The following is an 11,651-nucleotide window of genomic DNA, read 5'->3' as shown; positions in this document are numbered from 1 at the left end:
TAATTAGTTGATATTGAGTAGAGCAGATATGAACATTCGTGATTTAGAGTACTTGGTAGCACTGGCTGAGCATCAGCACTTTCGCAAAGCTGCAGAGTCGTGCTTTGTTAGCCAACCTACGTTAAGTGGGCAAATACGCAAATTAGAAGATGAAATTGGTAGCGCATTGTTAGAGCGTAATAGCCGTAAGGTCTTGTTTACTGACTCTGGATTACAGCTTGTTGAACAAGCCAAAGTCATCCTTGGTGAGGTGAAACGGTTCAAAGATATGGCGAGCGGTCAAAGCGGTGAAATGGTAGGCCCGATGCAAATTGGTTTTATTCCAACTGTTGGTCCATACATATTGCCAAAGATCATCCCGCAGCTTAAATCCACTTACCCTGAATTAGAGATGTTTCTTCATGAATCTCAAACCCATGACTTAGTAAGAAAGCTTCAAGACGGAAAGCTCGATTGTTTGGTCTTGGCTTCGGTAGCAGAAACCGCACCGTTTAAAGAGATTGAACTCTATGAGGAGTCACTTGCTCTGGCTGTGCCTTGTGATCATGAGTGGGCAGGATTAGAGTTTCTTAATGTGGAAGAGCTTAACGGGCGTACTGTTTTGATGCTCGGAGATGGTCACTGTTTGCGTGACCAAGCATTGGGTTACTGTTTTGCCGCGGGTGCAAAAGAAGATAAGCGCTTTAAAGCGACAAGTTTAGAGACACTACGAAATATGGTCGCAGCCGGTGGGGGGATTACGTTACTGCCGGAGCTTTCCGTACCAAAAGAGTCAACTAAGGACGGCGTGTGTTACGTGAAAAAAATGGACCCACAGCCTTCACGCAAAATAGTATTGGCTTATCGTGCTGGCTCACCATTACGTGCTCGCTTTGAGCTGCTTGGAAAAACCATTAATGAGATTTTGCAGGCTGAATCGGTATAGATTTACGCTTTATAGATGCAGTTAAAGCAGAGAAAAGAAAAAGGGTTGGCTATCATAGCCAACCCTTTGAGTTTTAATTAAACGATTCGTTAGAACAGCTCTTCACTACCACCAGAGCTTGAGTAAATCGTGTCAGTGATTGATTCCTCAACAAACTCTGTTGGCTCTGTCCCTTCTAGGAAATATTCAAACATAGAGCTTGAATCAAACTTATTGGTTAACAGGCCTGAATCTCGGTCTATACGTACACGAACAATATTTTTTGGCAGTTGCTTACGTTGAATAGGGACGCCATCTAGTGCGACTTCCATAAAGTCTACCCAAGCTGGTTGAGCCGTTTTAGCGCCAGCTTCACCACCAGTAATCTGATTCTTACCGAGATTTTTATTTGCGGTTGTTTTGCCTAATTTACGGTTGTGATTGTCAAAGCCAACCCAAGATATAGCGACCATTCCGGGTCCATAACCGTTGTACCAAGCATCTTTAGAGTCATTGGTTGTCCCTGTCTTACCTCCAATATCACGGCGTTTCAGAGGCTGTGCGCGCCAACCTGTACCATTCCAACCTGTGCCATTACTCCAGTTACCGCCACCCCAAACGTTGCTGTACATCATCTCACGCATTAAAAATGCGGTTTGTTCAGAAAGAACTTGAGGTGCATATTGCGGCTCTTGTGGGTCAAGACTTGGTTCAACATCTTGCTCCATAAACTCATTATCACTGACATCGGCTTGATGTTGAGTCGGAATATCACAATCTTGACGGCATATGATTTTCGGCGTTGCTTGCCATTCAATGTCACCAAATCGGCTCTCTACTCGGCTGATGTAAAACGGGTCAACGTAGTATCCGCCGTTTGCAAAGACAGAGTAACCTTGAGCCATTTTAACCGGCGTTAAGCTACCTGCACCCAGAGCGATGGTTTCAGAACGAGGAAGCTCATCAATTTCAAAACCAAAGCGCGTTAAGTATTCGCGGGTTTCATCAAGTCCGACAGCACGAAGGACACGTACAGCCATCACGTTCTTAGATTGAGCTAAACCAATACGAACACGAGTTGGACCAATATACGTTGGTGGCGAGTTTCTTGGGCGCCATGCAGTGCCTTGGCTTTTATCCCACTGGTTAATAGGGGCATCGTTAATCAGTGTTGCCAGTGTCATGCCTTCATCCATCGCTGCAGCGTAGATAAACGGTTTGATACTTGAGCCTACCTGACGTACCGATTGAGTGGCACGGTTAAACTTGTTATGCACAAAGTTAAAGCCACCGACCAATGACAAGACAGCACCATTTTCAGGGTTCATAGCAACAAAAGCTGTGTTGGCATTAGGAACTTGGCTTAGTCGCCAAACTGCACTCGCTTTTTCAGCTTCTTCTTTCGCTTCTAGCTCTTCTAGTGTGAGTTCGTTATTTGTTTCAGTACTAATCGCTTCTTCATCTTGAACAGCAATATTACGAACCCAGATTTGTTCACCGATCGCTAAAACATCACTGGCTTCTTTTGGTTCAGGACCTTGACGGTCATCGGTCAAGAAACGGCGAGCCCAGCTTATCTCTTCCCACTTTATCTCTTGTGGACCATAGTTTTTGACCCACACATAAGTCGTGTTATCACGGATATCCGTCACGATAGCTGGAAGTAGAGAACCATACGACGGCTCTCTTGAAAGGTGACGGTTAAACTCTTTTTCAGTAGAAAGTGTTTGTTCATCAGTCCAGATTACTTTTTCTGCACCACGGTAACCATGTCGTTCGTCGTAGGCGATGAGATTATTAATCGCTGCTTCGTTAGCCGCCGATTGAAGCTTTGAATCTACCGTTGTATAGATGCTCATGCCTTGTGTATAAGCATCTTCGCCATGTTGCTCAACCATCCAAGCACGTGCCAATTCAGCGACGTATGGTGCTCTTAGCTCTATTTCGGCGCTGTGGTAGCGTGATTCAATTTCTTCAGCACGAGCGTCATCAAACTCAGCTTGAGTGATGTATTGCTCATCAAGCATTCGACGCAACACCACATTACGACGATGTGTGGCACGTTCAAGTGAGTAAATAGGGTTCATTGTTGATGGTGCTTTTGGCATGCCGGCTAAGGTCGCCAATTGACTCAGTGTCAGCTCATCAAGGTTATTACCAAAATAGGTTTGAGCGGCAGCGCCGAAGCCGTAAGAGCGATGACCTAGGAAGATCTTATTGACATAAAGCTGCATGATCTCCTGTTTGGTCAAAGACTGCTCAATGTGAAGTGCCAATACGATCTCTTTAACTTTTCGGATGATCTTCTTTTCGTTGGATAAGAAAAAGTTACGCGCAAGCTGCTGCGTAATAGTACTTGCACCTTGCTTCGCTGAACCTGACATGGCGACCACGACTGCAGCACGAGCAATACCAATTGGGTCTATGCCGTAGTGGCTGTAAAAGCGGCTGTCTTCGGTGGCGATAAGCGCTTCGATAAGATGCTGCGGAATTTCATCATATTCCACTGGCACTCGACGTTTTTCACCAAATTGGGCGATGAGTTTGTTGTCTTGGCTAAACACCTGCATTGGCGCAGCGAGTTCAATGTGGCGTAACTTTTCCACATCGAACAACTTATCTTTGATTAATTCATTTTTTGCATAGTAATAGACGCCAACAATCGTACTGACCCCAAGAATCGTGCAAACCAATGTGAATATAAATAGTCGCTTTATGAACTTCACCGAAGAATCCCTGATTAGTAGAGGTGGCAACTATGCAACCCCTTGTATTCTAAAATAAAAAATAACTTAAATTTTAAGTGATGGTGCTAAGGCTAGCAACGAAGTCTATTGATAGCAATGAAACCTATTAATAGTAAGTAAAGTCACTGGAGCAAAACACATGGGTAAATCATTAATAACTGGTATAGATATTGGTCACTATAGTATTAAAGCCGTAGTCTTAAAGCCAGTGAGTGATGGATATTCACTGATTAGTTTTACAGAACTACCAATTTCAACAAGCGTATTCTCTGATAATCACACAGTTAATTATCATGAAATTGTAAAGAAACTAAAAGAACTAAGAAAGGCTCTCCCTTTATTTAGCCGTCGTGTCGCGATCGCTATCCCTGATAACGCAGTGATCAGCAAGGTTCTACAGATTGATAGTGACCTTGATGAACGAGAAACTGAATTTGCTATCTATCAAGCATTTTCCCATCAATCTCCCTTTCCTATTGAAGAGCTTAGTCTCGATTTTGTCCGTAGTGATAAGGCAAGCAAAACGCCAACTGTTGCCTATCAAGTCTATGCCACTAAAAAAGAGGTGGTTGACAGCCGCTATAGCGCAGCAAAAAAAGCAGGCTTCACTCCGGTTGTATTTGATGTGCAAGCGCATAGCTTAGTCAGCATGTGGCAACTGGCTGCAAGCCAATCGAATAATCATGATTGGTTGCTGGTTGATATTGGCTATACCCAAACCTCTCTGTGCATGGATTTTTCGAATAAGCCCCCGTTTAGTAAAGAGATCGCGCTGGGGACTCAGTTTATGGATTTAGAGCCCTCCTCAATGAATGCGCAGATTGAAAATAGGAGTGAGCAGTTTATTCAGCTGATGATTGAAAGGATTCAAAGGCAAATGCAGATGTTGTTATCAGTGAGTGGATTACCTGCTGTTCAGGGCATTTGGCTATCGGGTGGTGGCGCTGCAACGCCCAATTTAGCGGAAGAGATTGCCCATCGTTTAAAAATCGAGTGCCAGGTTTTTAATCCTTTAAGTTTATTTAGCGGTAAAACGCCTCGAAAGTCCCATCGTCATAATGATCTCAATTGCTTTAGTACGGCTGCAGGCATTGCGATAAGAGCTAATGACTGGTTGGAGACGACTCATGTTGCATAGTGTGAACTTATTATCTTGGCGAGATGAGAAGCGCGAGAAGCATAAAAGGCGCTTTGTAAGCCTTGTTATTTTAGCGTTGTTGATTGCCTTTTTACTCCAATACGCTGTTGGTTGGTATTTCAACGGTGAGCTTCGCAAGCAGCAAGGAAGAATCAACTATTTCACTCACTATATCGAGCAGCTAGATCGGCGTATTGATGATTTAAAGCTGACCGAGCAAGATCATAGCGCTCTGTTAACCCGCTTATCTGTCGTCGAACGTTTGCAGCAGTCACGCAATAAAAGCACCGACTTCATGATTGAAATACAAAAGCTTGTGCCAGAAGGGGTGTACGTCGACAAAATAAAACTGAATGGTGATGAAATTGAAATGAAGGGGATCAGTGATAGCACAGCTCACCTTGCGGCCATGTTAGATAATTTAGAAAAGTCGTCATTTCTGTCAGATGTTGAGATGCACTCTATTGTTCATGATCAGAAGCGTTTTGAACAAAACTTCCATACCTTCAAGGTCTCGTTTCGAATTGCCGTTAACCCTGATCACCCAGAAGAGAACAGTGTGAAGCTAAGTGCTCGATTAAAGAACGGTGCGTTGTTGAAGAAAGAAGAGCGGTTGAGAATGAATCCACCATTAAGGAGGGTACATGGCTAATTTTAAAGATCTTGATATTGATGAGATTGCCGAGTGGCCGTTGATTCCGCAGTTAGGGACGTTAGTGCTGTTGATTTTAGTTTTACAGGGGGTTGGTGGCTGGTTCTATGTTTTGCCAAAACAAGAGAGTCTTGATGAGCTGAAAAGACAAGAACAAACACTGAAATCCACGTTAAGAATCAAAGCGAATAAAGTTGCAACACTGCCCAAGTTAAAGGTTCAACTTGATGAGCTTCAAGAGCGATATGACTACTTAATGCGGCAATTACCTGAGCAAAAAGAGCTGGCGAGTATGCTGGCATCTGTTAACGAGTTTGGATTAAAGAACTCGCTCACTTTTACTCGAATAGACTGGGGACAGAAACAAAATCAAGAGTTCCTCTATCGTTTACCGCTCAACATCGAATTGACAGGAAGCTACAACAATATCGGTCAGTTCTCAGAAGCGATTGCCAACCTGCCCCGCATTATCGTGTTAGAAGATATTGATTGGCAGCGAGTGAGCCAAGAGAGCAGCACGCTTCACTTTCGAGTGCGCGCTTACACCTACCAATTTAAATCGGAGGTGAAAGATGAAGGTTAACTCATTCTGTTTGTTACTGGGCGCGACTCTACTTGTCGGCTGCAATGCTAATCAAGAGTCTATTGATGAGTATATTCAGACGGTTGAATCTCAGGCTCGTATCGATGTTGAACAGCTCGCACCCATTATCACTTTCCAAGCATCACCCTACAAAAGTAGAGGTCTTCGCGAACCTTTTGTTCTTCCCATCGCGGCACTTGTGCAAGAGCAACCCATCGCTAAAAAAGATTGTTGGCAGCCGAGTAAGCGCAATAAGTCTGGACAGCTCGAACGTTACCCCATTAGCAAATTAAAGCTAAAAGGCGTGATGGGGAGTTCCGGCCAGATCTCGGCCTTAATACAAACCCCAAAAGGTCAGGTGGTTAAGGTTGGTAAAGGGCAGTTTGTTGGCTTGAATAATGGGCGAGTAACAAAGGTCACATCGAAATACTTACTGATTAACGAAACCTTGCCCGATGGACTTGGTTGTTGGAACAAGCGCAACGTCAGGCTTGCTCTTAAATAGAATTACTTGTTTTGAGATATCATCATGATTAAAGGATTAACGATTAAAATGGCTACAGTTCCTCGTCAGCTCCTATTTGGCTTGTTGGTTATAACATCCATGTTATTTGGTAGTGCCTTAGCAGCAGAAGCCAATCAACTAAAGAACATCGATTTTCGCGTTGATGGCGATAAAAACGCTCGAATTATTATTGAGCTTGCATCGCAATCTTCCGTAGTGGATGTACAAAAAGTGCAGGAAGGGTTAAGCATTGAGTTATTAAAAACAGATGTGAGTGATACCCAGCTCTATCTGCTCGATGTGAAAGACTTTGCGACATCAGTTGAAAGCGTTGAAGTGTTTCGCAAAGAACCAAGCACTTTACTGGTGGCATCCATTATTGGTGACTATGACTACAACTACAGTTTGAAAGGCAAATACTTAGAAATAGTGGTCAGCCAGTTAAAGGAAGAACAAGTACCCAACAAGGCGAGCTTGCTTGAAAGAGAAGGTAAACTCATCTCAATCAACTTCCAAGATATTCCTGTGCGAAATGTATTGCAGCTTATTGCGGAATACAATGAGTTTAACTTGGTGGTATCTGATTCGGTCACTGGCAATCTGACACTGCGCCTTGATGGTGTTCCATGGCAGCAGGTGCTAGATATTATCTTGCAAGTTAAAGGGCTAGATAAACGAGTCGATGGCAATGTTATTTTGGTTGCGCCAACCGCGGAGCTAGATTTGCAAGAGCAGCAAAAACTTGAAAAGTCTCGCTTGGCGGAAGAGTTGGGCGACCTCACCTCCGATATTATTAAAATTAATTTTGCCAAGGCATCAGATATCGCCGATATGATTGGCGGTGATGGCACTGTGAGTATGCTCTCTGATCGAGGTTCAATCACAGTTGATGAAAGAACAAACTCACTATTAATGCGTGAACTACCAGAAAATATCGAGATCATTCGAGAGATTATTGCCTCGCTGGATATTCCTGTTAAACAGGTTCAAATAGAGGCAAGAATTGTCACCATTAATGAAGGCAATATGGATGAACTAGGCGTACGTTGGGGCTTTACTAATACGAATGGTGATAACACTGTCGGAGGGTCTATTGAGAGTAATTTATGGCAAAAAGGCTTATTAGCAGGGGATGAGCTACCCATTGATGACTTTCTTAATGTGAATTTAGGAGCGACATCAGCCAATGCCTCTTCAATAGCTTTTCAAGTGGCAAAGTTAGGATCGGACATGCTACTTGATTTAGAGCTATCTGCACTGCAAAGAGAATCCAAGGCAGAAATTATTTCCAGCCCACGTCTTATTACAACCAATAAAAAGCCGGCTTATATCGAGCAAGGTACAGAAATTCCCTATTTGGAATCGTCTTCAAGCGGAGCGACGACTATTGCCTTTAAAAAAGCGGTATTAAGTTTAAAGGTGACGCCCCAGATAACACCAGATAATCGATTAGTGTTGGACTTGAGTGTGACTCAAGATAGACCGGGAGAAGTCGTTAAGACGGGAACAGGGGAGGCTGTGGCTATCGATACACAGAGAATTGGCACGCAAGTATTGGTTAATAATGGTGAAACGGTGGTACTTGGAGGGATCTATCAGCACAGTACAACGAACTCTGTTGATAAAGTGCCACTACTTGGTGATCTCCCTTTACTAGGGGCTTTATTCCGCCGAACTTATGAGCAAAAAGGCAAAAGCGAGCTGTTAATTTTCGTCACTCCGAAAGTAATTCTTCAGTAGTGGAGAATAAATAATCGCGATCAACAAAAAATAAAGTTGCATTAGTGGCATCAGATCTAGATAATTTCGGGTCTTATCACGAAATATCTGTGAGGAATAGGTGCCACAAGCAAATATAAGGCCTGAGAATATCGGGTTACTCTTGTGGCGATGTCATTGAATTAACGATGTAAAATACTCCTAAAAACATGGCTGAGAAACGCAATATCTTTCTTGTTGGCCCAATGGGCGCCGGCAAAAGTACAATTGGTAGACACCTTGCACAACAACTGCATATGGAGTTTTTAGACTCTGATACAGTTATTGAAGAACGCACAGGTGCTGATATCGCATGGGTTTTTGATGTTGAGGGCGAAGAAGGCTTCCGTACGCGCGAAGAATCTGTCATTAACGATCTAACTGACAAGCAAGGCATTGTTCTTGCGACAGGGGGCGGCTCTGTAAATAGCAAGGATAACCGTAACCGTCTATCTGCACGAGGCATTGTTGTTTATCTTGAAACAACAATTGAAAAGCAACTTGCGCGTACTAATCGCGACAAGAAGCGCCCACTGCTACAAACAGACAATCCTAGAGATGTATTAGAATCTTTGGCTGGTGAACGTAATAACCTCTATGAAGAAGTAGCGGATTATACGGTTCGTACCGATGACCAGAGTGCAAAAGTAGTAGCCAACCAGATCGTAAAAATGCTAGAAGAACGTTAAGTCGTTTTTTATCGGAGAGCAAACCATGGAACGGATTACGGTCAGTTTGGGCGAACGAAGCTACCCAATCTCTATCGGTGCCGGATTATTTAATAATTCGGCACAACTTTTTTCTTCTTATCTCGATCAAGAATTTTCTGCTTATCAAAAAGTAGTGGTTATCAGTAATGTGACCGTTGCTCCGCTTTATGCCGATCAAATTTTGGCTCAGTTTAATGAGCTTGGTTGTGATACGTCACTATTGGAATTACCTGATGGTGAACAATACAAGAGCCTCGATACCTTTAATCAAGTGATGAACTTCCTACTGGAAGGGAATTACAGCCGCGATGTCGTTGTGGTTGCGCTTGGTGGTGGGGTTATTGGTGATCTTGTTGGATTCTCGGCTGCGTGCTATCAGCGCGGAGTTGATTTTATTCAAATTCCTACCACATTACTTTCTCAAGTTGATTCTTCTGTTGGCGGAAAAACCGCTGTGAACCATCCACTTGGTAAAAATATGATTGGTGCATTTTACCAACCTAAATCCGTCATTATTGATACCAATTGCTTATCGACGCTACCCGAACGCGAGTTTGCGGCAGGCATCGCTGAAGTGATTAAGTACGGTATTATTTATGATGAAGCATTTTTTGTTTGGCTAGAAGAGAATCTAGACAAGCTCTATGCTCTTGATAACGATGCACTAAATTACGCTATCTCTCGCTGCTGTGAAATCAAAGCGGAAGTTGTCGCTCAAGATGAAAAAGAGTCAGGCATTCGTGCTTTATTGAATCTAGGTCATACATTTGGTCATGCCATTGAGGCTGAACTAGGGTATGGTAAATGGTTGCATGGGGAAGCAGTTGCATCAGGTACAGTGATGGCCGCAAAGACAGCGCAGCTACAGGGTTTGATCTCTGAGCAGCAAGTTACGCGAATTATTTCTATACTGAAAAATGCCAAGCTACCTGTGCATACTCCTGAAAACATGGCTTTCAGCGATTTCATGAAGCATATGATGAGAGACAAAAAAGTATTAGCCGGAGAGCTTCGACTAGTATTGCCAACCAGTATTGGCACTGCAGACGTTGTTAAAGGCGTTCCTGAGTCTGTGCTTGAACAAGCCATTGATTTTTGTCGTAGCGTATAATTTTATTTGTAGACAGTGATCTGTCAGTAGGACGGCCTAATGAGTTTAACGCATGAATCCCGTGTGTTGGAATTAGAGTCTCAAACCGAGTTACTTGAGCGTTTACAGCTGTTGACTAATTTTGGTTCTAATCTTGTTACCGTTGGTGGTGAGGTTGGCGCTGGAAAATCTTGGTTAGCGCAACGTTATTTAGAAGCTTGGGCGCAAGATAAAAATCAGTCGTTATTGATGTGTCATCCTAATCAAGATGATGCACAGCGCCGTTCTACTATTTTAAACCAAGTCATCTCTAATCCCCTTTTTAGCCCTCAAGATTCACTTGTTGATAGCCTGAAACAAATTCTCGACGGTGAGCCCTGTGATCTCGTTATAGTGGTTGATGATGCTCATCAATTAACAGAGTCTTTAATTTCAGAATTGTGGATGCTGGTGCTTGAAGCGCAAGGTAATCCTCATTGGAGTATCAATGTCGTTCTTTTTGCTAAATCCAATAGCATAGAGGGGCTTCTAACTCGTTTAAGTTACGGTCAAGACCATAAACCTATTGAGCTAGAGGTTGATTCACTTAGCTCTGAAGAAGCAGATCGATTTTTTGAGTTTCTCGTTATTCGTTATGTGGATGACGATTTAGAGAAACGAGTTCGTCAGGTGTATAAAAAGGTGTCACCTTTACCAGGTGCAATCATGGCATTAGGGGATCATAAAGTGGAAAAACGCATCATCATCCGTTCAATTGTTGGCTCTCCTACAAAAATAGCGGCGCTGGTTATTCTACTGCTACTTATCATTGGTGGTGGTTACTACTGGATGATGGGACAGCCCTCGCCAGATGAAAAAGCTCAGCAGATCACTGATAATCTAGAGCAAACAGTGATTCCAACATTGCCGACGGTCGCTTCTTCGGCAGAATCAAGTCAAGCCACTGGCATGGATGGTCAAGAGTCCGAAATGCTTGACCCAAGTTATCAAGGGGCAGATGACGACAGTATGTCATTACCACAAGATGTGATTGATGAAACAGCCAGCGTAGGCTCTGCCGATGATAATCATCAGCGAGTGGTGATCACTTCTGATGTTGTTGATGCGCTACTCGATGATAAACCAGTCGATACTAGTAGCATTGATAATGCGATTGCAGATGCAAAGCAGCAAGCGTCTGATGTTGTCGAACCTGAAGCGGCTATTGAAGTAGAAGCGGCGGTTGAAGAGCAACAGGCCCCAACAGATAAGCCTATTACTTTCTCGTTCGCTCGAGAAGCACTACAAGCATTTTCTCCTCGAAGCTACACACTTCAGTTAGCGGCAATGAATTCACTATCTGAAGTCCAAGAGTTTATTGAAAAATATGACCTACACCATAAGGTGCGTGTTTACCCAACCACTCGAAATGAAATCGAATGGTACATCGTGACTTATGAAAACTATCCAACCATTCAAATTGCACGTGATGCAGTAGAAACGCTACCAAAAGCACTGAGTGAGTTAGGTCCATGGGCGAAATCGATGAGTCAGGTGCATCGGGAAATTGAACGTGCGAAATAAG

At 43.3% G+C, this 11,651-nt stretch carries 9 protein-coding genes and 1 pseudogene; 9 read left to right on the top strand and 1 reads right to left on the bottom strand.

Features of this window, described 5'->3' with window-relative positions; genetic code table 11:
- The first annotated feature begins 28 nt into the window (after positions 1 to 28).
- On the top strand, positions 29 to 925 hold the full coding sequence (gene oxyR, locus L4C54_RS17600) for a DNA-binding transcriptional regulator OxyR (protein ID WP_428802694.1): 897 nt from the start codon (positions 29 to 31) through the stop codon (positions 923 to 925).
- 89 nt (positions 926 to 1,014) lie between these two features.
- Here the strand turns inward: oxyR and L4C54_RS17595 are convergent, their stop codons facing one another.
- Positions 1,015 to 3,630, bottom strand: a complete 2,616-nt coding sequence (locus L4C54_RS17595; RefSeq protein WP_428809168.1) for a penicillin-binding protein 1A — start codon at positions 3,628 to 3,630, stop codon at positions 1,015 to 1,017.
- Between the two features lie 160 nt (positions 3,631 to 3,790).
- Here L4C54_RS17595 and pilM point away from each other — a divergent pair, with 160 nt between their 5' ends.
- From pilM to L4C54_RS17555, 8 genes and pseudogenes are all read left to right on the top strand, one after another.
- A complete protein-coding gene (pilM, locus tag L4C54_RS17590) occupies positions 3,791 to 4,789 on the top strand; it encodes a type IV pilus assembly protein PilM (protein WP_428809167.1) in 999 nt (332 codons plus the stop codon).
- Positions 4,779 to 5,441, top strand: a complete 663-nt coding sequence (locus L4C54_RS17585) for a PilN domain-containing protein (RefSeq protein ID WP_428809166.1) — start codon at positions 4,779 to 4,781, stop codon at positions 5,439 to 5,441. The genes pilM and L4C54_RS17585 overlap by 11 nt, the downstream gene beginning before the upstream one ends.
- Positions 5,434 to 6,024, top strand: coding sequence for a type IV pilus inner membrane component PilO (locus L4C54_RS17580; RefSeq protein WP_428809165.1), 591 nt, complete (start codon positions 5,434 to 5,436; stop codon positions 6,022 to 6,024). Before L4C54_RS17585 ends, L4C54_RS17580 begins: the two co-directional genes overlap by 8 nt.
- Positions 6,014 to 6,529 (top strand): pilus assembly protein PilP, encoded by a 516-nt coding sequence (locus L4C54_RS17575; RefSeq protein ID WP_428809164.1) that lies wholly within the window; start codon positions 6,014 to 6,016, stop codon positions 6,527 to 6,529. Before L4C54_RS17580 ends, L4C54_RS17575 begins: the two co-directional genes overlap by 11 nt.
- Positions 6,530 to 6,640: 111 nt before the next feature.
- Positions 6,641 to 8,269: pseudogene (locus L4C54_RS17570) on the top strand (type IV pilus secretin PilQ); the annotation flags it as partial.
- Positions 8,270 to 8,457: 188 nt separating this feature from the next.
- Entirely contained in the window at positions 8,458 to 8,976 is a 519-nt protein-coding gene (aroK, locus tag L4C54_RS17565; RefSeq protein WP_428802688.1) for a shikimate kinase AroK, read from the top strand.
- 25 nt (positions 8,977 to 9,001) lie between these two features.
- The gene (gene aroB, locus L4C54_RS17560; protein WP_428809163.1) at positions 9,002 to 10,108 is read left to right on the top strand and encodes a 3-dehydroquinate synthase; all 1,107 of its coding nucleotides are present in this window, start codon (positions 9,002 to 9,004) and stop codon (positions 10,106 to 10,108) included.
- A gap of 39 nt (positions 10,109 to 10,147) precedes the next feature.
- Positions 10,148 to 11,650, top strand: coding sequence for an AAA family ATPase (locus tag L4C54_RS17555; RefSeq protein WP_428809162.1), 1,503 nt, complete (start codon positions 10,148 to 10,150; stop codon positions 11,648 to 11,650).
- Position 11,651: the final 1 nt, after the last annotated feature.

Origin of the sequence: Vibrio lamellibrachiae (assembly GCF_050337265.1) — a bacterium.
Classification (GTDB): Bacteria; Pseudomonadota; Gammaproteobacteria; order Enterobacterales; family Vibrionaceae; genus Vibrio; species Vibrio kyushuensis.
The sequence above is the reverse complement of the archived record's forward strand: the minus strand, read 5'-3'. Positions and strand labels throughout refer to the sequence as shown.

Bases quoted from the DNA above. Each gene is read 5' to 3' on its own strand.
- L4C54_RS17575 (WP_428809164.1), top strand. From the start codon at position 6,014: ATGAAGGTTAACTCATTCTGTTTGTTACTGGGCGCGACTCTACTTGTC.
- aroB (WP_428809163.1), top strand. From the start codon at position 9,002: ATGGAACGGATTACGGTCAGTTTGGGCGAACGAAGCTACCCAATCTCT.
- pilM (WP_428809167.1), top strand. From the start codon at position 3,791: ATGGGTAAATCATTAATAACTGGTATAGATATTGGTCACTATAGTATT.
- aroK (WP_428802688.1), top strand. From the start codon at position 8,458: ATGGCTGAGAAACGCAATATCTTTCTTGTTGGCCCAATGGGCGCCGGC.
- L4C54_RS17555 (WP_428809162.1), top strand. From the start codon at position 10,148: ATGAGTTTAACGCATGAATCCCGTGTGTTGGAATTAGAGTCTCAAACC.
- L4C54_RS17580 (WP_428809165.1), top strand. From the start codon at position 5,434: ATGGCTAATTTTAAAGATCTTGATATTGATGAGATTGCCGAGTGGCCG.
- oxyR (WP_428802694.1), top strand. From the start codon at position 29: ATGAACATTCGTGATTTAGAGTACTTGGTAGCACTGGCTGAGCATCAG.
- L4C54_RS17585 (WP_428809166.1), top strand. From the start codon at position 4,779: ATGTTGCATAGTGTGAACTTATTATCTTGGCGAGATGAGAAGCGCGAG.